Origin of the sequence: Bartonella sp. AP20NXHL, assembly GCF_042196165.1 — a bacterium.
GTDB lineage: Bacteria > Pseudomonadota > Alphaproteobacteria > Rhizobiales > Rhizobiaceae > Bartonella.
Genome location: NZ_JBHIPV010000003.1, coordinates 108,783 through 131,985 on the forward strand (window position 1 = coordinate 108,783; position 23,203 = coordinate 131,985).

The following is a 23,203-nucleotide window of genomic DNA, read 5'->3' on the forward strand; positions in this document are numbered from 1 at the left end:
CAAGCAGAATGAAAAGAGGGGTTATTAAGAAAGCCAAAAAACGCAATTATAATAGCTTTTCTGGATTATATAAGCATCCTGTTGGGTTTGTTTGATCGTATGATAGCGAGGGAACATAACGATAAAGGGTTGAGCAGTAAGGGCAAATTTTCTCATCTGCTGTTCCCATGTCGATAAAGATATGAGGATGATCGAATGGTTGTGTAGCGCCTACACACATAAATTCTTTCACACCAATTTCGATTGTTTTATATCCAAGGTCATTTTGGAAATGAGGAATATTGTGATCAGCCATGGCATACAAACTCCAGAATAAATTTTCTCATCAGCTATGATTGGGCTCTTCTATTTTATAGGCGTGAGTTTGTAATAAAGCGTATAATAATGCAAGATGCTTTTTAAGACAAATTTCTCTTCTTTTATGCTATATTAGAATAGTTGTCTTAGCTTTTAGTGCTTTGCGCATAGCAATAATTCCAAGTATTTTTAAATATTAAATGGAAAAATGATGAGGGAAGTTAAGCATTGATATATTATTATGATGATAACATATTATCAAATGTTATGTGAGATATTTCGTCAAGGATTTTAGAAAATATAAAAGAAAATTATTTAGGATATATGGAACAGAGGGTGGTAAATAAAATTTCTATATCGAATATAACAATGAAAAATCCGGTACGGTTTATTAATCGAGAGTTTTCATGGCTACAATTTAATAATCGTGTTTTGATGGAAGCGGCTAATTCGAAACATCCTTTATTAGAACGTCTACAATTTCTTTCTATTTCAGCTGCAAATCTTGATGAGTTTTTTATGGTTCGTGTTGCAGGACTAGCAGCTCAAATTCGTGCTCGCGTTACAGCGTGCAGTGCAGATGGGCACACTCCACAGGAACAACTTGATATTGTATTAGCTGAGATTTTAAAGCTGCAGGCTCACCAACTACGAGAATTGAATGTTTTACGTGATGAATTAAAAAAGAATGATATTGAAATTATTTGTTCTGATGATCTTTCAGAAATTGAAAAATTATGGCTTGAAAAATATTTTCTTGAGACAATTTTTCCTGTTTTAAAACCTTTGCCTGTTGATTCTACTCATCCTTTTCCATTTATTCCTAATTTAGGGCTTTCTATTGCGCTTCAATTGTCTGGAGAAACTGATCAGAACTCACACACAGTGTTGTTGTCTATTTCAATGCTTTTAAGGCGTTTTATTCTTCTTCCTCAAGAAGGCAATCATTTTCGTTTTATTGCATCTGAAGATGTTATTTGCCTTTTTATTAAACATGTATTTCCTAACTATGAGGTTAAAGGAATTGGTACATTTAGAGTAATCCGAGATAGCGATATTGAAGTAGAAGAAGAAGCTGAGGATCTTGTTCACTTTTTTGAAATTGCTCTTAAAAGGCGGCGCCGTGGGCAGGTTATTCGAGTTGAGTTTGACGCAAAAATGCCAGAGAGTTTACGTCAATTTATAGCGAATAGTCTCGCTGTTCCTGATAATTGTATTAATGTTCTTGATGGATTTTTAGCGCTTAATACGGTATCAGAAATTGTTTCTATTCCTCGTGATGATCTCAAATTTATTCCTTATATTTCTCGTGTTCCAGAATGTATTCGTAAACATAAAGGGGATTGTTTTGCGGCTATTCGTGAAAATGATATTGTGATTCATCACCCCTATGAGACATTTGATGTTGTTGTCCAATTTTTACGTCAAGCTGCTTGCGATCCTGATGTTGTGGAAATCAAACAAACACTTTATCGTACATCAAATGATAGTCCAATTGTTGGCGCTTTGATTGAAGCAGCTGAACAGGGAAAGTCTGTGACTGCTTTGGTAGAACTTAAAGCACGTTTTGATGAGGAAGCAAATATTCGTTGGGCCCGAGATCTTGAATGTGCTGGGGTTCAAGTTATTTTTGGTTTTATTGCATTAAAAACGCATGCTAAGATGTCATTGGTTGTGAGACGTGAGGGAAAACGTCTTTGCTCTTATGTTCATCTTGGGACAGGAAATTATCATCCCATTAACGCTAAAACTTATACCGATCTTTCTTTTTTTTCCACAGATGATGATATCGCTCATGATGTTGCGTTATTGTTCAATTATATTGCGCAATATGAGCGTCCAAATGAAACAATGAAGATTGCTTTTTCACCCTTAACATTGCGTGGTCGTATCTTAGAGCATATTGAGGAAGAAATTGTTTACGCACAACAGGGAAGGTTTGCTGCTATTTGGATGAAAGTTAATGCATTGGTAGATCCTGAAATTATTGATGCTTTATATCGTGCTAGTCAAGCAGGGGTGCAAATTGATTTGGTTGTGCGGGGGATATGTTGTTTACGTCCTGGTATTCTAGGAATTTCGGATAATATTCGTGTAAAATCAATTGTCGGGCGTTTTCTTGAACATAGTCGCATTTTTTGTTTTGGGAATGGTCAAGATTTGCCTAATGAAAATGCAATCGTTTACTTAGGCTCTGCTGATATGATGCCTCGTAATCTGGACTATCGTATTGAAATATTGGTTCCAGTTTTTAATAAAATAGTCCGTCAAAAAATTCTTTTACAGATTATGTTAGCTAATATCATTGATAATCAACAAAGCTTTGATATACTTAAGGATGGAACATCAAAACGTATTACACCGCAGATAGGTGAAAGTCTATTTAATGCGCAGGAGTATTTTATGGCCAATACAAGTTTTGCGGGGGAAAATGAGTCTTTTGAGTCTTCTGTTTCGCGCTTGGTTGCGTTGCATCGGCAACAAGCCGAAATACATAAAGACTGAAATCCAATGACATATAGAGATGCTCAAGGTCGGTTAAAAGGGTGTAAGCCTGTTGCTGTTATTGACATTGGCTCAAATTCTGTTCGGTTGGTTATTTATGAGGGGCTTGTTCGATCACCAACAGTTTTGTTTAATGAAAAGATTCTTTGTGGTCTCGGTCATGGTGTGGCAAAAACGGGATTTTTAGAAGAAAAATCGATGAAAATGGCGTTGCAAACACTGAAACGGTTTCGTACGCTTTGTCGACAGATTGGGGCAGATGAGGTCTATACTTTAGCAACAGCAGCAGCACGAGATGCACAGAATGGCGTAGCATTTATTCAGCATGCTGAAGATATTTTGCAAAATAAAATATATCTTCTTTCAGGAAGTGAAGAAGCTATGTATTCAGCATATGGAGTTGTGTCTACTTTTTATCAACCAAAAGGTATTTCTGGGGATCTTGGTGGTGGAAGTCTTGAGCTGATTGATATTGATCATTCTGATGTTGGTGAAGGGATAACTCTTCCGTTGGGTGGTTTAAGGCTACAGTATATGTCAAATAATGATAGTGCTGTAGCTACAAAAATTGTACATGAGCAATTTTATAAATCGTCTGTTGTTCGTACTCGTAAAGGTATAGCACGTTATTTTTATGCAGTAGGGGGGACATGGCGTAATTTGGCAAAACTCCATATGGCAATGAAACACTATCGGCTCCCTGTTATGCATGGCTATGAAGTTGATGCCGTTGAAATGGAGAACTTTTTACGTCTTGTAGCACGTGGCAATATTGATAATATGAGAGGGATTGCAGCGGTTTCTCAGAATCGTCGAAAACTTTTATCTTATGGGGCAATAGTTCTTATTGAACTCATTCAGTGTATGGAGTTTGAAAAGATAATCTTTTCTGGTGCTGGCGTTCGTGAAGGTTTTCTTTATTCACGTTTGCCGCAGGCGATTCGGCTTTCAGATCCTCTCATTGCAGCATGCACAGAAATGGCTATTTTACGGGCACGTTCACCAAAACAAGCAGAAGAACTCATTGATTTTACGACGAATGCTTTTGAAGTTTTTGGAATTTCAGAAACTGAAAATGAATGCCGTTATCGTCAAGCCGCTTGTCTTCTTGCAGATATTGGTTGGCGTATACATCCAGATTATCGAGGCAATGAAGCAGCAAATCAAATAGCTTTAGGATCTTATCCAGGAATTTCTCATGAAGGGCGCCTTTATGCAGCGCTTGCTGTTTTTTTTCGCAATACGAGTTTATTGGTTGATAAAGAATCTCTTCCCATTTTTCAATTAGCAACTCAAAATATAATTGAAAAAGCACGTATTCTTGGCGAAACTATGCGTATTGCTCATCTTTTTAGTGCTTCTGTTGCAGGAATTTTACCTCATTTATTGTGGCATAAAAAAGCAGATCATATTATCCTGCAGATCCCAAAGAATTACGCTGGGTTATTAGGAGAACGTCCTCTTGGACGATTACAGAAGTTATCAAAAATAATAAAACAACCTCTCGCTTTTGAAATTTTTTGATTTTTTTCTAATTTATTCGTGTTTTATGTCTTATAATAGGGCCATTGACAAGGGATAAACTAGGCAATCTATCATCACGAGCTGGACAATAGGACTTGTTCCATAACGCCCAAGCCAGACTCCATGCAAGGCATTTGTAATGCCCTGAGCATTCATAAAAGAAAACATAATTTTTTATTCTGTTATTTGCGTCACAGGATGGATTTTTCACTTCATAAGCTTCATGTGAAAATGAAAAGCCTTGTCCATTTTTACGTGAAAAGGTTTTCTTTTATGCTGCGTCGTTATAACGTTTCTGTTTAGCTTGCTCGATTATCTTGATAAGATTCGATTGTAACCAACGCGATAAAAAACAAAACTTTAAAGGTTTTGGAAGAGATCCATTGGTTACATGACGGCGGAATGTTGAAATACTCATATGAAACAGTTTTGCACTTTCACGGTCTGGCAAAAGAATATCATTTCAGTCATTATAAAATCCTTCCACTATAAAAAATAAAAATAAATCATAACTATTTATTAACCATGATTTTTGAATCCTTTGAAATGTGTTTAATCTATAAAAAAAACAGCGCTTTATAATATAATTTCTTATGTAAAACTTTATGAGTCTTATTGAGATGGAATGAGAGAAACTTACGATATTCGGGGGCTAATTTAAATATAAATAACGCTAGATTATCTTTATAAATAAATATATTGCCTTTGTTAGGTATTTTAGTTGTTATGCTGGATCGTTTTTGATTGTTAGATTGCAATCTCGGTAGTTTTTTTTAATACGATATGGTGACGTGAGGCATTATATCTTTGTTTGTTCCGATTGCTAGGCTACTATTTTTGTAATGAATACGCTTTTATTATCAGAGCTTTTTCTTTTTAAAACTTTTAAATGAGGAGCTGTCTGTTTTTTTAGATTTTCTTAATAAGATTGCTATTTGATTGATCTAATAAAGATTTATCTGTCATTTTTAATAAGAGTTTACTATTCAAGTTTTTAACTTTGTCAGAAGTAGGTTTTATTTATCCTATTTGCGTTGGCCTATAGGGCATACCAATTGATGTAGATTATATGTATCATAATGGATTTTTAAAATAAAAATGTAAATTAAAGCTGTTTTGTGCTTATTTTTCCATCGTTAAAGTAAAATCCTATCTGGCCCTTTAGCAGTTGTTCGGCTTTTTGACCAAATATTTCATAGCGCCAGCCATTCATAGCGGGAATATTTTTCTTTATTCCTCCATTGGCAATTTTTTCTAAATCATTAGATGTTGCAATAATTTTAGGGGCAATGCTGTTTTCATTTGCAACAATTTTTAATAACACTTTGAGTAGATCGATAACAGCGGCCGTCGTATCATTGAGTGGATTATGTTTAGGAATGGGGGGTAAAGTAGAAAGATCCACCTCTAATCCTTCGTGGACAGCTTTGATTAATGATTGAGAAATTGAGAGTTTATCCCAGTTCTTATTAAGACTGCGCAACCGCTTTAATGCAGATTCATCTTTTGGTTGTTGGGTTGCTATTTCTATAAGACATTCATCTTTTATGATATGACGACGTGGCATATTGTATTTTCGTGCTTCACGTTCCCGCCAAGCTGCTATCTTTTGTAATACAGCAAGTTCACGTGGCTTTTTAATTTTTCCTTTCACTTTTTTCCATGCTTCATCTTCTGGCATATCATAGGTTTTAGGATTTAAAAGGATTGTTATTTCATCGTCCATCCAGTGAGCACGTTGATTTTTTTCTAACCTTTTTTTCAATAACAGGTAAACATCTCTTAAGTAAGTTACATCGGCAAGTGCATAGAGCAGTTGTTTTTCAGACAAAGGGCGGTAACTCCAGTCTGTAAAGCGGGAGGATTTATCAAGATGATGCCCCGTGCAGCGTTGTACAATTTGATCATAGGAGATAGAATCACCAAATCCACAAATTGATCCTGCTATTTGCGTATCAAAGAGAGGGGAAGGAATAACACCTCCAAGATGATAAATTGTTTCAATATCTTGGCGCGCAGCATGAAAAACTTTTACAACTTTTTTATCGATCATAAGGTCAAAAAAAGGTTGTAAATCAATATCTGGTGCTATGGGATCAATCAAAACTGTGACATCTGGTGATGCGAGCTGGATTAAACACAGTTGAGGCCAAAAAGTTGTTTCGCGGATAAACTCAGTATCGACTGTTACAAAATCAGAGGTACGTAGAGCGTTAAGTGCAATTTCAAGATCTGTTGTTTGTGTAATAAGATTCATCATTTTATTATAATTCGATAAATTAAATTTGTGCTTTATTGACTTTATTTTTGAGTTTTTATTCTCATATCTTGACAAATGGTTATTAAAAAGCGTTTGTAGCGCATGTGAATATTATAATCAAAGGCAAAAAACATGCACCGTTATCGCAGTCATCATTGTGCGGCTCTTCGTAGATGTGATGTAGGAACACAAGTTCGTCTTTCGGGGTGGGTTCATCGTGTTCGTGATCATGGAGGGATTCTTTTTGTGGATTTACGTGATCATTTTGGAATCACACAAATTGTTGCTGATCCTGCTTCACCAGCTTTTAAAGTTATTGAAAAAGTGCGTTCTGAATGGGTTATTCGTGTGGATGGGGAGGTGTGTGCACGTTCTGATGAGGTTATTAATGCAACGCTTCCAACAGGTGAGATTGAAATTTTTGCACAAGAGGTAGAAATTCTTTCGAAATCTGATGAGCTTCCTTTACCGATTTTTGGTGAGCCTGATTATCCAGAAGATATTCGATTAAAATATCGTTTTCTTGATTTGCGTCGGGAGACTATGCACAAAAATATCATGCGTCGGACTGAAATTATTGCGGCTATGAGACGGGCTATGCAAAATAATGGTTTTACGGAATTTACGACGCCACTTTTGACAGCTTCATCGCCGGAAGGAGCGCGTGATTTTTTGGTTCCAAGTCGTGTTCATCAGGGAAAATTTTATGCGTTACCGCAAGCGCCACAGCAATATAAACAATTGTTGATGATGTCAGGTTTTGATCGTTATTTTCAGATTGCTCCATGTTTTAGAGATGAAGATCCAAGGGCCGACCGTCTTCCTGGTGAATTTTATCAATTAGATGTTGAAATGAGTTTTGTTGAGCAAGAAGATGTTTTAGCAACTATGGAACCTATTATGCGTTCTATTTTTGAAGAATTTGCAGATGGAAAGACTGTGACACAAAGCTTTCCTCGCATTTCCTATGATGAAGCAATACAAAAATATGGTTCTGATAAGCCTGATCTACGTAATCCGATCATTATGGAAGATGTTTCTCAGCATTTTTATAATTCTGGTTTCAAAGTCTTTGCTCAAATTTTAGCGAATGATGAGAATGCTCAAGTGTGGGCTATTCCAGCTAAAACGGGTGGAAGTCGTGCTTTTTGTGATCGTATGAATGTATGGGCACAAGGTGAGGGGCAACCAGGGCTCGGTTATATTTTTTGGCGTGAAGAAGAAGGAAAATTTGAAGGAGCAGGGCCTATCGCCAAAAATATTGGTGAACAGAGGACTGAAGCAATCCGTATACAGCTTGGGCTTGAAAGTGGGGATGCCTGTTTTTTTGTAGCTGGCGATCCAAAAAAGTTTTCATCTTTTGCCGGAGCCGCACGCACAAGGGTAGGAGAAGAATTAGATCTTCTTGATAGAGATAGTTTCTCTTTGGCGTGGATTGTTGATTTTCCATTTTTTGAATGGAATGAAGATGAAAAAAAGATTGATTTTGGACATAATCCTTTTTCTATGCCTCAAGGGGGAGAAAATGCCCTTGCCTGTCAAGATCCTCTTACTATTAAAGCTTTTCAATATGATCTTGTTTGCAATGGTTATGAAATTGCATCAGGTGGAATTCGTAATCACTTACCAGAAATGATGCTTAAAGTTTTTGAACTTGTAGGACTTTCTAAGGAAGTTGTGAAAGATCGTTTCGGTGGTCTTTATCGTGCATTCCATTATGGGGCTCCACCACATGGTGGTATGGCTGCAGGAATTGACCGCATCATTATGCTGTTGCAAGGTGTTAAAAATTTGCGTGAAGTTGCTTTATTTCCTATGAATCAACAGGCGCTTGATCTTTTGATGAGTGCTCCGTCTGATGTTTCTCCTACACAATTACGTGATTTAGGAATCCGCATGGCTCCTACTCACAAAAATAGCTCATAAAGTTGATAATGGATTGTTTTCATCTTTTCTACGTAGAGTGAAGTTTTGATGCCTTTCAAGAGCTATCGGTGTGTGTGGTTGTTTGTGAAATTTAGATAGGTAAAAACGCTAGTGTGTTGATTCTTTACGAGGCATTTTTATTCCTTGTTTCTATAGTGGCTCTTCCACTTGTGATAGGTGAGGAAATGATTATGATTGCTTGATCATGAATAAATTAGAAATGAAAGAACTCTATAATATTCGGGAGTCTCATTTTAGTTGAAAAAAATGAATTATCTTTATGTGTCAATATATTATTTATTTTTTATTGAAGTTTTTACAACGTTGTAGCAGAGAATTGTGTCTCTTCGTTTTTATGAAAATAATGTGATTTTCCATTCTATGGACTTACTCTAAAAAGTTTAAATTTCATAAGTTTTGAATATTTTTTAGTTTTTCATAGAAAAACTGAAGGGGATTGTTATACAATTTATTTTTATAATAAAAGACGATGTTTGAAAGGTGCTTTTGTCATTCCAGAAAGGATGAAATAACTCTTTGTGGGCAGTTAAATTATCGTCGGATTTGACAAAGCTTTCAATAAATTACTTAGGACAAGGGGGACGGACATGTATAAATTTTTCAAATTGATATAATTTTCTGTTCATGTTCTAATTGCAGCGTTTGTTTTTATGTAATTGACTTTTAATAAAAAAGCCGACTCATAGAAGATTTCACTAAATAAATCCTATAAAATAATTTCTTATTATTGTGGGAATTGTTGTTTTAATACTATGTCTGATAAAATGAATTTACCTTTTGATAAAGAACATATTGAACCAATAGAATTACGCTCTGCTTTACAGGAACGTTATTTGGCTTATGCACTTTCTACGATTACACACCGTGCATTGCCTGATGTACGTGATGGATTGAAGCCGGTCCACCGGCGGATTGTTCATGCGATGCGTCTTCTCAAACTAAATCCTGGACAGTCTTATGCGAAATGTGCGCGGATTGTTGGTGATGTCATGGGAAAATTTCATCCTCATGGGGATGCGTCTATTTATGATGCCTTGGTGCGCTTGGCTCAAAGTTTTGCTGTTCGTTATCCGTTGGTTGATGGGCAAGGCAATTTTGGTAATATTGATGGTGATAATGCTGCTGCCATGCGTTATACGGAAGCACGTATGACTGAAGTGGCTGCATTGTTACTTGAAGGAATTAATGAGAATGCTATTGATTTTCGTTTAACCTATAATGAGGAAGATGAAGAGCCGGTTGTTTTACCAGGAGCTTTCCCTAATCTTTTAGCAAATGGTTCTTCTGGTATTGCTGTTGGTATGGCAACATCTATTCCACCCCATAATGTTGCTGAGCTTTGTGATGCAGCACTCCATTTGATTGCGCATCCCGATGTAAATGATGAGGCATTAAATCAATTCGTTCTTGGTCCTGATTTTCCGACGGGGGGAATTTTAGTTGAACCTAAAAAAAGTATTGAGGAATCCTATCGTGTTGGGCGTGGATTCTTTCGCTTGCGTTCACGTTGGCATCAGGAACCTGGTAGCCGTGGTTCTTATGTGATTGTTGTGACTGAAATTCCCTATCAGATTCAAAAGTCACGTCTTATTGAAAAAACAGCAGAGTTATTGCTTGCACGCCGATTGCCAATGCTTGAGGATATCCAAGATGAATCAGCAGAAGATATCAGAATCGTGCTGGTTCCTAAAAATCGGTCGGTTGATCCGGAGCTCCTTATGGAGTCTCTTTTTAAATTGACTGACTTTGAAGTAAGATTTCCCCTCAATCTGAATGTTTTGTCTTTGGGAAAAATACCCAATGTTCTTTCTTTACGAGAAAGTTTGCAGCAATGGCTTGAACATCGTCAAGAAGTGCTTATTCGTCGCTCTCATTATCGGCTTGATCAAATTGATAGCCGATTGGAAATTCTTCATGGATATCTTATTGCCTATTTAAATCTCGATGAGGTCATTCAGATTATTCGTGAAGAGGATGAACCGAAAAAGAAGCTGATTAATCGGTTTGAATTAACAGAAAATCAAGCTGAAGCTATTCTTAATATGCGCTTGCGTTCTTTGCGTAAACTTGAGGAATTTGAAATTCGTAAAGAATTTGAAAGTTTGAAAGCTGAAAAAGAAAAACTACAGAATTTGTTAGCTTCTCCTATAAAACAGTGGAAAATAATTTCAGAAGAAATCAAAAAAGTTCGAAACACTTTTGGTCCTGAAACACTCTTGGGGAAAAGACGTACGACGTTTGAAGAGGCACCAAGACATGATCTTGATGATATTCAACAAGCAATGATCGAAAAAGAACCGATTACTATTGTTATTTCTGAAAAGGGGTGGATGCGCGCTTTGAAGGGACATTTGACCGATTATAAAGCGCTTTCTTTTAAAGAAGGAGACAGTTTAAAGTTAGCATTTCCGGCATTTACAACCGACAAGATTGTGCTGATCAGTACGGGTGGAAAGTTTTTTGCTATTGGTGCAAATAGTTTACCTGGAGGGCGGGGACATGGTGAACCTATTCGTCTTTTAGTTGATATGGATGATGAGCACGATGTTCTCACAGCTTTTGTGCATCGCGCCGAGGAAAAATTGCTCTTGGTTTCATCTCACGGTAATGGTTTTATTGTTTCTTCTGCAGAAGTGATCGCCAATACACGAAAAGGAAAGCAAGTGATGAATGTGAAAGCTCCTGATAAGGTAAAGCTTTGTGTTCCGGTAAATGGTGATCATGTGGCTGTAGTTGGTGAAAACCGTAAAATGCTTATTTTTTCTATTGAACAAATACCAGAAATGAATCGCGGTAAAGGTGTTCGTTTACAGCGTTATAAAGAAGGTGGTGTTGTTGATGCCAAGACTTTTAATTTATCAGAAGGCTTAAGTTGGCAAGATACAGCTGAACGAATCTTTAACCGTCAGGCGGACGATCTCTTTGAATGGATGGGAACGCGTGCGGGAGTTGGGCGTTTGGTTCCAAAAGGATTTCCAAAATCAGGAAAATTTATTAATTAAATGTATTTTATAAATGGGGAAAATTCCCTATAGTTTTATGATTGTTTAAGATATTAATTTATAAGGATAATTTATTATTTTTTATATTGAAAGAAAGACCTAAAGCGTAAGTTTTTCTCTTATTTCGATCTTGTTCAGGTTAAATCAATCAAAACTGTTTGTTTGCCTATCATGAGATGAGAGACCAGCCCGTCTTCATAAAAACTATTGAAGAAAAGAATAAAAATATTTTTTAATAAACCGTTTCACATACAAGAGTTGTTGCAACAATAGGTATGTTTGTTTTTTTACATTATACCATTTATGGGTGCTGTCGTGAAATGATTTGATATTTCGAGAGCTGTACCTTTAAACAAACAATGTGAATGTTAACACAAGAGTGTTCTATTTGGAGATGTTTTATTTTGTCTGATAGGTTTATCTTCTTATTGTTTCTTATTGTTCAAGAGAGATGTTATTAATCTTTCATAGTAATATTTATTCGTTAGGATTACTATGATATTGTCTAAAAAGATGACCACGTTCAGCCCATAAGACGAGAAGTATGGCAGTGAGACTCAGAAAGAAAAATCCTGCTGAGTTTGGGATGGTTGTTTCATCAAATTGTTGGGCAATAAAAAAGCTAAGTCCTGCACCGATAGATGTTTGAAGAAAGCCGGATACAGAAGAAGCTGTTCCAGCTATTTCTCCTACAGGTTCAAGAGCGAGTGTATTGAAATTGGCCATAATACCACCGCAGGTAAACATTAATATACAATATAACGTCATATAAAAAGGAAAAGGGATAACACCACCTGCTAAGATGGACCCAATAAACCAAATGCATGAAGCGGCACAAAAGAGCAAAAGCATAGTATGAGCAATACGCCGCATTCCAAGGCGTCCAACGAGTTGAGAGTTAAAGAATGATGATAGAGCTTGAAATGCAGCACCAACTGCAAAAGCAATAGGGAACCAAAGTCCTAGATTATAGATCCCTTCATATGTTTGTTGTGATGTATTAACGGCGGTAAAGATACAGCCTAAAATAATGGAAGTTGCAAGTGTATAGCAAAGTGTTGTGCGATTGGTTATTACAATCCATAAGTTGTGTTTAACTGAAAAAAAGGAAAGAGAGCGTTGCGTATAAAGAGTTTCAGGCAAGCGCAGTTGAATCCAAATCATCAGTCCTAAACCAATCATTGCCATGAAAATAAAAATATATTGCCAATGTCCGAGCAGTAAAATGATCTGTCCTGTTGCGGGACCAACCATTGGTGCAACAAGAAAAACCATCATAACAATAGACATAACTTCTGCCATTTTTCGACCACTGTAAAGATCACGTACGACGGAAACTGTAAGAACCCGCATAGCAGCCCCTCCAATACCTTGCAAGATACGTAAAATAAGCAAGAGAGAAAAATCAGTTACAAAGGCACAGCCAATCGCTGTAAATGAATAAAAAGCAAGCCCGAGAAGAATAAGTTTACGTCGTCCATACCTATCGCTTATTGGACCGAAAAATATTTGAGCAATGCCATAGCTAATAAGATAACTCGAAATGATATAATGTTGATCATTTTCATTGAGAATATTTAAGCCGTCTAAAATATTGGGCATAGCTGGCAGCATAATATCAACAGCTATAGCGTTAATAGCCATAAGCGAAGCAATAAGAATAACAAATTCTTTATAGCCAATTTTGTTTCTAATCGCATCTCTATGCGTTTGTTCATCGACTGAATATGACATATGGCATCCTTGAAATAAAAATTTCGTCTGAAAACAGCTCTTTTTAAGAGTCTGAATAAAATGAAAGATACCTATGATTGATTACAGGGAATATTTTTTTCGTTCAAAAGTTCCTGTAACTCATTGTTTTGAAACATCTCTTTAACAATATCACAGCCTCCGATAAATTCACCTTTGATATAAAGCTGTGGAATTGTTGGCCAATTTGAGTAATCTTTAATCCCTTGACGCAATTCGTTAGAAGTTAAGATATTAATCCCTTTATAATTCAATCCTAAATAATCAAGGATTTGAACCACTTGTCCTGAAAACCCGCATTGCGGAGCGTCAGGTGTTCCTTTCATGAATAAAATGACGTCGTTTGTTTTAATTTCGTTGTCAATAAAATCATGAACAGTGGTCATTTTTATCCCTCGATATTTCAGATTTTTATCAGTGTGTAATTTATATCCATACTGCTTTTAATCGTATTAAATGTGTGAATGCAAGAAAAAATTTTAGATTATTTTGGGACATTTGTTTGCAACATTAAGGCGTGAAGGTCATTTCCCATATTGCCTTTAAGGGCATCATAGACCATTTTATGTTGTTGAACACGGGTTTTACCACGAAAACTTTCAGAAATAACTTCTGCAGCATAATGTTCCCCATCTCCAGCAAGATCACGAATTATTACAGTAGCATCAGGAATGCCTTCACGAATAAGCGTTTCAATTGCATGGGCACTCATTGCCATCATTATTCTCCTATGTTGTTCATTTTTTTATAAAGGCTGTTTAAGAGAAAAAACAATTTTTATTCTTCACCCATAAATTGTGGAAACCAGTTTTCATAGGCTTTTGTGAGTTTGTCTACTGAAAGTGTTAATATCCCATCTATATTAAGGGAAGTACCCTCGACTTGACCTAGCTCTGTTAAAGAAACTGTATTGATTTGTGCACGCTCTTTAAGACTATTAAGAGAGTGAGGTTTGACGGCTAAAAGATAACGTCCTTGGTCTTCTCCAAAAAGTTCTGCATGATGGGGTGATTTATTGCTTAATTTTACTTTGATTCCTTTACCTGCTTTAATCACTATTTCAGCAAGTGCTATCGCTAATCCTCCGTCAGAAAGGTCATGGGCAGCGTGAACAAAACCACGATGTATGACATCTCGAACAAATTGACCATGCTTTTTTTCAAGTTGTAAATCTACAGGGGGGGGGGCGCCTGCATCAATATTTAAAATGTTACGTGCATAGATTGATTGTCCTAAATGGGAGCCGCAATTTCCTACTAAAACAAGAATATCTCCATTTTGCATACCACTTATTGTGACCATTTTAGACCAATCATTAAGAAGGCCTACACCAGCAATTGTGGGGGTTGGAAGAATGGCTTTCCCATTTGTTTCGTTGTAAAGAGAAACATTGCCTGAAACGATAGGAAAATCGAGGATTCTACAAGCTTCTCCTATACCTTTAATAGCAAAAACCAGCTGTCCCATAACTTCAGGTTTTTCAGGGTTACCAAAATTGAGATTATCTGTAGCAGCCAGTGGTGTTGCACCTGTCGTACTAATGTTTCGCCAGCATTCTGCGACAGCTTGTTTCCCCCCTTCATAAGGGTCTGCTTCACAATAGCGAGGTGTTACATCAGAAGAAAAAGCAAGAGCACGTTTGCTGTTGTTTCCTACACGGATAACGCCTGCATCACCTCCTGGACAAACAAGGCTATTTCCTTGGATAAGGGTATCATATTGTTCATAAACCCATCGCCGTGAACTTTGATTAGCAGAATTCAATAAGGTCAGAAGCGCATCACCAAGATTTTCAACTTTTTTGACGTCTTCTGCTTTCAAGGGTGTTTTTTTTGCCGGCTCACTCCAAGGACGATCATAAACAGGCGCTTCATCACCAAGCTCTTTGATGGGAAGATTGACAACTTCTTCCCCTTGATGAAATACACGAAAACGTAAATCATCGGTTGTTTTCCCAATGATAGAAAAATGTAGCCCCCACTTATGAAAAATTGCTTCTGCTTGCTTTTCTAGTTCTGGTTTAAGGACCATGAGCATACGCTCTTGACTTTCAGAAAGCATCATTTCATAGGCTGTCATGTTTTCTTCTCGAACAGGAACTGTATCGAGATTAAGCTGTATCCCTAAATTTCCTTTTGCTCCCATTTCAACGGCAGAAGAGGTGAGTCCTGCGGCTCCCATATCTTGAATAGCAACCACGGCTCTAAGTTCCATGAGCTCTAAACATGCTTCAAGGAGACATTTTTCTGTAAAAGGATCACCTACTTGAACAGTTGGGCGTTTTTCACTGATTGAATCATCAAATTCAGCAGAGGCCATTGTTGCTCCACCGACACCATCACGTCCTGTTTTTGCACCAAGATAAACAACAGGGAGTCCAATACCTTGCGCTTTAGAATAAAAAAGGGCGTTTGTCTTTGCAATACCGGCGACAAAAGCGTTAACAAGGATATTGCCATTATAACGCTCATCAAAATTTACTTCTCCACCAACCGTTGGAACGCCAAAAGAATTGCTGTAACCACCTATTCCAGAAACAACACCAGAAACAAGATGGCGTGTTCGTGGATGATCAGGAGCACCAAATCGCAATGCATTCATAGCAGCAACAGGACGGGCTCCCATTGTAAATACATCACGTAAAATACCACCAACACCTGTCGCTGCACCTTGATAAGGTTCAATATAAGAAGGGTGGTTATGGCTTTCCATTTTGAAAACAACACATTGTCCTTCGCCAATATCGACAACACCAGCATTTTCACCAGGTCCTTGGATGACACATTTTCCTTCTGTTGGAAGAGTTTTTAGCCATTTTTTAGATGATTTATAGGAACAATGTTCGTTCCACATTGCAGAAAAAATTCCTAGTTCAGTAAATGTTGGTTCTCTACCAATTAACGTTAGGATACGTTGATATTCATCTTCTTTTAGCCCGTGTTGTGCAATGAGTTCTGGTGTAATAGTGATGTTATTGCAAGGCTTCATGAGTATTTATCCGTCAAATTAATCGAAATTTAGCATTTTTATTTTTTTAACCTAGCAGCTTATATTATAAACAATAATGTTGTTTAATAATAAAAATATTTATAGACAGTAAGCTGAAGATTTTGTCCGTTTATTTGGTGGGATTTAAGACTAAAAATGGTCTTAAATAATTATGTGTTTAGAAAATAATATCCATTGTTGTTTGTGAAGAGCTTTGTTTATAGATTTACGATGCGAGAAATGGTATAAATCCTTGTTTTTTTAAATTATGGAGCGCGAGTATTTTTGCAGCATTATCCATTTACTAACTCTAAAGCACTTTGAAAAAGTAAACGACCGTCAGTACCTCCATGGGCGGGTTCAATAAAGTTTTCAGGATGGGGCATCATACCAAGAATATTACCAGTTTTATTAACAATACCAGCAATATCTTTCATTGAGCCGTTCGGGTTTGTATTTTCTGCATAGCGAAAAACAATTTGTTCATTGTCTTCCATTTGTTTCAATGTTTCACTATCAACAAAATAATTTCCGTCATGATGGGCAACAGGACAACGAATAATTTGTCCTTTAGAATAATATCGAGAAAATTTTGTCTTGGCGTTGACGACTTCAAGTTTGATTTCACGACAAACAAACTTTAAAGAAGCGTTACGCATTAAAGTACCGGGTAATAATCCTGCTTCCAACAAAATTTGAAATCCATTACAGATACCTATAATTGTCGTACCTTCTTGTGCTTTTTCACGAATGGCTTTTAAGACGGGAGTTCGCGCTCCAATCGCACCACACCTTAAGTAGTCGCCATAGGAAAAGCCACCAGGAATAATAATAACATCTACATCTGGAATTGTTGTTTCTGTTTGCCAAATTTTTAGTGGCTCAACTCCCGTTATATGATGTAATGCTGCAACCATATCTCGATCACGATTTAATCCAGGAAGTTGAATGATGGCAGTTTTCATGAGCGTTTCACTTAAAAAAGTTCGATTGTATAATTTTCAATGACAGTATTTGCGAGTAACTCTTCACACATTTGTTCAAGTTTTTTCTTTGCGGTTTCAGAAGGTAGTTCATCAAGAACAATATCAAAAACCTTTCCTTGACGAATGGATTGAATGCCTTCGAAAGCTAAACTTTTTAAAGCACCGACAATTGCTTCTCCTTGTGGATCAAGAACGCTTTCTCTTAAAGTAACTGTAATGCGTGCTTTCATTTTTTGCTTCCTGTTTTTAAAAGAACCTCTCCTTTGAAGAGGGGTATTTATATAAGGTAATGTTTTTTTACCTTGTTTTTACTTTACGAGAACGGGACCACTTGGTCGTGTTGGTTCATTTTCATTCATAATACCAAGACGTTTGGCAACTTCTTGATAGGCATTAATAAGCCCACCCATATCACGACGAAAACGGTCTTTATCCATTTTTTCTTGTGTGTGCATATCCCATAGTCGTGCAGAATCAGGAGAGATTTCATCAGCAAGAACAATGCGCATCGTTTCATCTTCCCACAGGCGACCAAATTCCATTTTAAAATCAATTAATTGGATGTTAACACCGGCAAAAAGCCCAGAAAGAAAATCATTAATACGAATTGAAAGTTGCATGATATCTTCTATCTCTTGTGGGACAGCCCACCCGAAAGCTGTGATATGTTCTTCCGTTACCATAGGATCATCGAGAGAATCATTTTTATAGTAGAATTCAATGATGGATTGCGGAAGCGGGGTTCCTTCTTCCAGCCCTAAACGCTTAGCAAGAGAGCCAGCAGCAACATTGCGAACAACAACTTCCAACGGAATGATTTCCACCGCTTTAATAAGCTGTTCGCGCATGTTTATACGTTTGATAAAATGTGTTGGGATGCCCAAACGTCCAAGATGGCTAAAAATATGTTCCGAAATTCGGTTGTTTAAAACCCCCTTTCCGTCGATAATTTCATGTTTTTTTGCATTAAAGGCAGTTGCATCATCTTTAAAAAATTGAATATAAGTCCCTGGTTCAGGTCCTTCATATAAAATTTTAGCCTTGCCTTCATAAATACGGTGGCGACGATTCATCATGATTCTCTATTTATCTTGAGAGGTTTTTAATAACATTGATAAATGATACTATCCTAATTGATAGAATTTCTCAATGATATTGCTATGATACTTTTATAATTTTTATCATTACACGTTTACCCAAAGGTGAAGATACATAAGCGATGAGAAAGAAGATCACCTCTTTTGGATCAAATTTTTGCAAGAAAGTGAGAGAGGACCATAAGCCCTTCAGGCCAAGGTCCGTGTCCGGATTCTGCGTTAATATGGCCAGAATACCCAGCATCAACAAAGAGTGATCCCCAATCATTGGCAATTTTTTCTGCTACTGAAAATTGACAAAACTCATCGTTGCGACTGGCTATGACAATAGAAGGAAAAGGAAGCTTTTGGCGATGATAGGGGCCAAATGTCATTAAATGTTTGGGACGTATTTTTTCATTGGCGACATCTGGAGGTGCAACAAAGAATGCGCCACAAATTTTTTCTGTATTTTGTACAGTTGCATGAATAACACTGGGAACTCCTAATGAATGAGCAATAAGCATAACAGGCCTTTGAGCTTTTGCGATGGCGGTTTTAACTTTGTTAACCCACTCTTCACAAACAGGCTTTGGCCAATGGAGTTGTTCAATGCGGCGGGCTGTCGACAATTTTTTTTCCCAGCGTGTTTGCCAATGATCTGGACCAGATCCTTTGTAGCCAGGAACAATAAGAATATCGAGTTGATTTGCTCTCATGAATTGTTTTCTTTGTTACAACAGATTTTTGATCATAGGTGGAATGGATTTTGGTTTTCTATGTCGCTTTATTGTTCTTCAAAAACACGTTTAAAAATCGTATTGATATGTTTGGTGTGGTAAGAAAGATCAAATTTTTCGCGAAGTTCTTCTTCACTTAAAGCTTTGGTAACATCTTTGTCATTGAGGAGTTCTTCTAAAAAATCTTTTCCTTGTTCCCAAACTTTCATCGCATTTCGTTGTACAATTCGATAAGAATCTTCACGACTAATCCCTGCTTGTGTGAGGGCTAAAAGAACCCGTTGTGAGTGAACAAGACCGCGGAATTTATTGAGATTTTTTTGCATATTTTCTGGATAGACAATAAGATTTTCAATGACAGATGTGAGGCGAGAAAGAGCAAAATCAAGTGTAATAGTCGCATCTGGAGCAATATAACGCTCAACAGATGAATGGGAAATATCACGTTCATGCCAAAGAGCTACATTTTCCATGGCTGGGAGTGCAAATGCACGTACCATACGGGCTAATCCAGTTAAATTTTCTGTTAAAACTGGATTACGTTTATGAGGCATTGCCGATGAACCTTTTTGCCCAGGTGAGAAATGTTCCTCTGCTTCAAGAACTTCTGTTCGTTGTAAATGGCGTATTTCTATCGCTAGCCTTTCAATAGAGGAAGCAATAACACCAAGTGTTGCAAAAAACATAGCATGACGATCTCTTGGTATTACTTGGGTGGAAACTGGTTCAGCACGCATCCTCAAGGCTTTTGCTACATGTTCTTCAACGCGTGGATCGATATTTGCAAAAGTTCCTACGGCTCCTGAAATCGCGCAAGTAGAAATTTCTTCTCGTGCTGCAAGAAGACGTTTGCGACAACGGGAAAATTCAGCGTATGCAAGAGCAAACTTGATTCCAAATGTTGTCGGTTCAGCATGAATGCCATGACTCCGCCCAATAGTGATTGTCTCTTTATGCTCAAAAGCACGTCTTTTTAATGCTTCAAGAAGTTGATCTATATCCTTTAGCAAAATATCACTCGCACGCATCAATTGAATGTTCAGCGTTGTATCGAGAACATCAGATGATGTCATGCCTTGGTGGATAAAACGTGCCTCTGGTCCAATGAATTCAGCTAGGTGGGTTAGAAATGCGATAACATCATGTTTGGTAATTGCTTCAATTTCATCAATGCGATTGACATCAAATTTAGCTGCTGCCCCTTGTTCCCAAATGACTTTGGCGGCTTCTTTCGGAATAATCCCTAAGTGAGCAAGGGCATCACAGGCATGGGCTTCAATTTCAAACCAAATACGATATTTTGTTTCGGGAGACCAAATTGTTACCATTGCAGGGCGGGAATAACGTGCGATCATCATTTTTTTCCTTGTTGTGAGAGGATTGCGGCTTGGCGCAATGCATTAATACGTGTTCTGTAAAGCTCTTTATTTCCATCTTTATAAATTGCAGAGCCTGCGACAAATACATTTGCACCAGCTTTTGCTGCTATCCCAATTGTATCAACGGTGATACCACCATCAACTTCAAGATCAATAGGGCGGTTTGTAATCATGCTTTTAACGCGCTTAATTTTATCTTTTATTTCTGGAATAAAACTTTGTCCACCAAAACCGGGATTGACTGTCATGATGAGAATGAGATCTAATTGATCAAGCAAATATTCAAGTACATGTTCAGGGGTGCTTGGATTGAGTGCGATTCCTGCTTTTTTTCCCATTTTTTTGATTGTTTGTAATGAACGATGAAGATGTGGACTTGCTTCAGCATGAATGGTTATAATATCTGAACCCGCTTTTGCAAAAGCTTCCAAATAAGGGTCTACTGGTGCAATCATCAGGTGGACATCAAATATTGCTTTTGTTAATGGGCGTAGAGCCTTGACTATTTCAGGACCAAAGGTGATGTTAGGAACAAAGTGCCCATCCATAATATCAAGATGAAGCCAATCTGCACCAGCATCAACAACATCTAACATTTCTTGTCCAAGTTTAGAAAAATCAGAAGCCAAGAGAGAAGGCGAAATGAGATGAGAATGGGGCATTAAAATCTCCTTGATTGGCAGTTTTTATCATATCGCTGTGTATACACAAATATCTTTTGTGTTATGACGGAAAAGAAAGAATATGTATTATAGATCTTTTTATGGAAAGATCGCTTGAAATTTTAAAGCTTTATAAGTGAAAGATATGTCGAATCATAAAACATATTTGATGCCTGAACTTCAACATAAACATACTATCGCGGTTTCTTCCCAAGAATATCGAGATGCCATGAGTCTTTTTGCAGGAGCTGTGCATATTGTGACAACAAATGGTATTAAGGGAAGACGCGGGGTGACTGTTTCGGCGTGTTGTTCTTTATCTGATGATCCTCCAACCCTTCTTGTTTGTCTCATGCGCCATAATTTAAAGAATCAGGTGTTTATGGAGAATGGAAATTTTTGTGTTAATAGCTTGGCAGGAAAGCATCGTTCATTAGCGGATGTTTTTTCGAGGCGTTGCAATTCTACACAAAATGAGCGTTTTGATGTTGCTCAATGGGGAGCTTTGCAAACGGGGGCGCCTAGTCTTTCAGACGCTCTAGCATCGTTTGATTGTCGTTTGATTTGTTGGCATGAGCACGCAACCCATTGTGTTTTGATTGGTGAGGTTGTTGCAATTAACTGTAATCAAGAAAAAGATGCTTTGATGTATTTGAAACGTGAATATCACACTTTGCCTTTATAAAGATTTTATTTTTTTGCATTGATGAAATGATTTATTGTTGCTTCATTTAGACTTTAAACAATGAATGAGAGAGTAGGGGAGGGATGGCTCTGATATCTGATTTCCTTCTTTTTAAAGTTTTTCAATAAGCGAGAAAAATGATTCTGGATGAGATTTGATCAAGAATCCAATCTACATAAAAAGCGATTAAACCTAAACAGTGCATTTAGACATATTCGTCAATTGTTATGAAAAGACATTTTACTCTTGTGTTGATGGGTATTGCACAATATATAGACCGCACATAGCATATGTGGAGGTTTTTTGTTGCATGAGCGAAGAGATTGATGGTCAATATCGCCCTAGTGAAGATGAGCCTTTTATGAATGAGCGGCAAAAGGCGTATTTTCGTGCTAAACTGGTTTCTTGGAAGAATGATATATTAAAAGAAGCTCGTGAGACTTTGGAAAATTTGCAGGAAGAGAATGTTGGTCAACCCGATTTGACTGATCGGGCTTCTTGTGAAACTGATCGTACAATCGAATTACGTGCTCGTGATCGTCAGAGGAAACTTATTTCAAAAATAGATGCTGCTTTAGAGCGCATTGATAATGGGACATACGGTTTTTGTGAAGAAACCGGCGAGCCCATTAGTATAAAGCGTCTTGAGGCTCGGCCGATAGCCGTTTTGTCATTGGAAGCGCAAGAACGTCACGAACGACGTGAAAGAGTTTATCGCGATGATTAAGGTCATTGAAATGATAAAAAACGAAATTCGTGGTGATAAAATTGTGTATTTTTATTTTTGAGGAGTAGGAATGAATAAAGATGGTTCTTGCCGCCCCTCAATTTCGGCGGTGATTGCTGAATCTTTTACCGCTTGATTCGTAAAAGGAGAGGGATTTTTATCCGATATGTTGTTTCTTTCTGTAGGGGCGGAATTTAGATGTGTGTGTGTTTCTCTCTTTTGTATTTTAGATGTACCTGTAATATCGGATTCTACAACCACATCTGTTAATCCGCCAATAAGGAGCAAATGTTCTTTATTATCGCAACGGACTAAAACAAGGCGGCGTGCTCGATCTATAGAAATTACTTCACATAATGCTAATCGTGATAGACTTTTTTTTCTATTAATGCTGAATCTTCTCGTACTTAAACGACGTAAAAACAAGATAATTATGGTAATAGCTGTGATTGTTATTATAAAAAACAAAGAGCTTATCGTTATTTTCGCAGCAGATACACCTATTTGCTCTGATAACCAGATATACATAGATTTTCTCCCATTTTTGTGTGAAAATATCGTTTTTTATCGAGATAAATTTATAAATACACCCTTAAAAGGCTCACTTAAATACAAGAAATAAAATTTTTAACATTAAGTGAGCTTTCTTAGAAAGATAATATCATAGTATATA

General features: G+C 37.1%; 20 protein-coding genes. 6 read left to right on the forward strand and 14 right to left on the reverse strand.

The features are described from left to right. Window positions 1-46: 46 nt before the first annotated feature. Window positions 47-295 carry a zinc-finger domain-containing protein gene (locus tag ACFILL_RS02840; RefSeq protein WP_273791191.1) on the reverse strand — a complete coding sequence of 83 codons (249 nt, stop codon included), beginning with the start codon at window positions 293-295 and terminating at the stop codon, window positions 47-49. A gap of 326 nt (window positions 296-621) precedes the next feature. Between ACFILL_RS02840 and ACFILL_RS02845 the strand changes: the two genes are divergently transcribed. Together ACFILL_RS02845 and ppx are read left to right on the forward strand one after the other, a co-directional pair. Then, window positions 622-2,802, forward strand: coding sequence for an RNA degradosome polyphosphate kinase (locus tag ACFILL_RS02845; protein WP_273791190.1), 2,181 nt, complete (start codon window positions 622-624; stop codon window positions 2,800-2,802). A gap of 6 nt (window positions 2,803-2,808) precedes the next feature. Beyond that, window positions 2,809-4,326, forward strand: coding sequence for an exopolyphosphatase (gene ppx / locus ACFILL_RS02850; protein ID WP_273791189.1), 1,518 nt, complete (start codon window positions 2,809-2,811; stop codon window positions 4,324-4,326). Window positions 4,327-4,597: 271 nt separating this feature from the next. Here ppx and ACFILL_RS02855 read toward each other — a convergent pair whose 3' ends face one another. Both ACFILL_RS02855 and rnd read right to left on the reverse strand, forming a co-directional pair. Next, complete coding sequence (locus ACFILL_RS02855; RefSeq protein ID WP_375643226.1) at window positions 4,598-4,783, reverse strand: helix-turn-helix transcriptional regulator; 186 nt, start codon at window positions 4,781-4,783, stop codon at window positions 4,598-4,600. A 648-nt stretch (window positions 4,784-5,431) separates the two neighbouring features. Continuing rightward, complete coding sequence (gene rnd / locus ACFILL_RS02860) at window positions 5,432-6,586, reverse strand: ribonuclease D (RefSeq protein ID WP_273791188.1); 1,155 nt, start codon at window positions 6,584-6,586, stop codon at window positions 5,432-5,434. A 132-nt stretch (window positions 6,587-6,718) separates the two neighbouring features. On the opposite strand from rnd, the gene aspS reads away from it, so the two are divergent. Together aspS and parC are read left to right on the forward strand one after the other, a co-directional pair. Continuing rightward, on the forward strand, window positions 6,719-8,512 hold the full coding sequence (aspS, locus tag ACFILL_RS02865; RefSeq protein WP_375643191.1) for an aspartate--tRNA ligase: 1,794 nt from the start codon (window positions 6,719-6,721) through the stop codon (window positions 8,510-8,512). 773 nt (window positions 8,513-9,285) lie between these two features. Then, a complete protein-coding gene (gene parC, locus ACFILL_RS02870) occupies window positions 9,286-11,535 on the forward strand; it encodes a DNA topoisomerase IV subunit A (protein WP_273791186.1) in 2,250 nt (749 codons plus the stop codon). Window positions 11,536-12,012: 477 nt separating this feature from the next. Here parC and ACFILL_RS02875 read toward each other — a convergent pair whose 3' ends face one another. The 10 genes from ACFILL_RS02875 to rpe form a co-directional block, all read right to left on the reverse strand. Beyond that, window positions 12,013-13,269, reverse strand: coding sequence for a multidrug effflux MFS transporter (locus ACFILL_RS02875; RefSeq protein ID WP_375643190.1), 1,257 nt, complete (start codon window positions 13,267-13,269; stop codon window positions 12,013-12,015). Window positions 13,270-13,340: 71 nt separating this feature from the next. Beyond that, the gene (gene grxD / locus ACFILL_RS02880) at window positions 13,341-13,673 is read right to left on the reverse strand and encodes a Grx4 family monothiol glutaredoxin (RefSeq protein ID WP_273791184.1); all 333 of its coding nucleotides are present in this window, start codon (window positions 13,671-13,673) and stop codon (window positions 13,341-13,343) included. 98 nt (window positions 13,674-13,771) lie between these two features. After that, window positions 13,772-14,005: a BolA/IbaG family iron-sulfur metabolism protein gene (locus tag ACFILL_RS02885; RefSeq protein WP_375643225.1), complete on the reverse strand. Its 234-nt coding sequence runs from the start codon at window positions 14,003-14,005 to the stop codon at window positions 13,772-13,774. A gap of 59 nt (window positions 14,006-14,064) precedes the next feature. Next, entirely contained in the window at window positions 14,065-16,275 is a 2,211-nt protein-coding gene (gene purL, locus ACFILL_RS02890; protein ID WP_375643188.1) for a phosphoribosylformylglycinamidine synthase subunit PurL, read from the reverse strand. Window positions 16,276-16,568: 293 nt separating this feature from the next. Then, on the reverse strand, window positions 16,569-17,240 hold the full coding sequence (purQ, locus tag ACFILL_RS02895) for a phosphoribosylformylglycinamidine synthase subunit PurQ (RefSeq protein ID WP_375637470.1): 672 nt from the start codon (window positions 17,238-17,240) through the stop codon (window positions 16,569-16,571). An 11-nt stretch (window positions 17,241-17,251) separates the two neighbouring features. Further along, entirely contained in the window at window positions 17,252-17,491 is a 240-nt protein-coding gene (gene purS / locus ACFILL_RS02900; RefSeq protein WP_273791180.1) for a phosphoribosylformylglycinamidine synthase subunit PurS, read from the reverse strand. Between the two features lie 78 nt (window positions 17,492-17,569). Continuing rightward, window positions 17,570-18,334, reverse strand: a complete 765-nt coding sequence (gene purC / locus ACFILL_RS02905; protein WP_273791179.1) for a phosphoribosylaminoimidazolesuccinocarboxamide synthase — start codon at window positions 18,332-18,334, stop codon at window positions 17,570-17,572. 173 nt (window positions 18,335-18,507) lie between these two features. Beyond that, window positions 18,508-19,056 carry an RBBP9/YdeN family alpha/beta hydrolase gene (locus ACFILL_RS02910; RefSeq protein WP_375643187.1) on the reverse strand — a complete coding sequence of 183 codons (549 nt, stop codon included), beginning with the start codon at window positions 19,054-19,056 and terminating at the stop codon, window positions 18,508-18,510. Window positions 19,057-19,124: 68 nt separating this feature from the next. Continuing rightward, window positions 19,125-20,432, reverse strand: coding sequence for an adenylosuccinate lyase (purB, locus tag ACFILL_RS02915; protein WP_375643224.1), 1,308 nt, complete (start codon window positions 20,430-20,432; stop codon window positions 19,125-19,127). Further along, window positions 20,432-21,118 carry a ribulose-phosphate 3-epimerase gene (gene rpe, locus ACFILL_RS02920; RefSeq protein ID WP_375643186.1) on the reverse strand — a complete coding sequence of 229 codons (687 nt, stop codon included), beginning with the start codon at window positions 21,116-21,118 and terminating at the stop codon, window positions 20,432-20,434. The genes purB and rpe overlap by 1 nt, the downstream gene beginning before the upstream one ends. Window positions 21,119-21,263: 145 nt before the next feature. Here rpe and ACFILL_RS02925 point away from each other — a divergent pair, with 145 nt between their 5' ends. Both ACFILL_RS02925 and dksA read left to right on the forward strand, forming a co-directional pair. After that, window positions 21,264-21,803: a flavin reductase gene (locus ACFILL_RS02925; protein WP_273791175.1), complete on the forward strand. Its 540-nt coding sequence runs from the start codon at window positions 21,264-21,266 to the stop codon at window positions 21,801-21,803. A gap of 310 nt (window positions 21,804-22,113) precedes the next feature. Continuing rightward, window positions 22,114-22,530 (forward strand): RNA polymerase-binding protein DksA, encoded by a 417-nt coding sequence (gene dksA, locus ACFILL_RS02930; protein ID WP_015856486.1) that lies wholly within the window; start codon window positions 22,114-22,116, stop codon window positions 22,528-22,530. A 51-nt stretch (window positions 22,531-22,581) separates the two neighbouring features. Here the strand turns inward: dksA and ACFILL_RS02935 are convergent, their stop codons facing one another. After that, window positions 22,582-23,058, reverse strand: a complete 477-nt coding sequence (locus ACFILL_RS02935) for a flagellar biosynthetic protein FliO (protein ID WP_273791174.1) — start codon at window positions 23,056-23,058, stop codon at window positions 22,582-22,584. Window positions 23,059-23,203 lie beyond the last annotated feature (145 nt).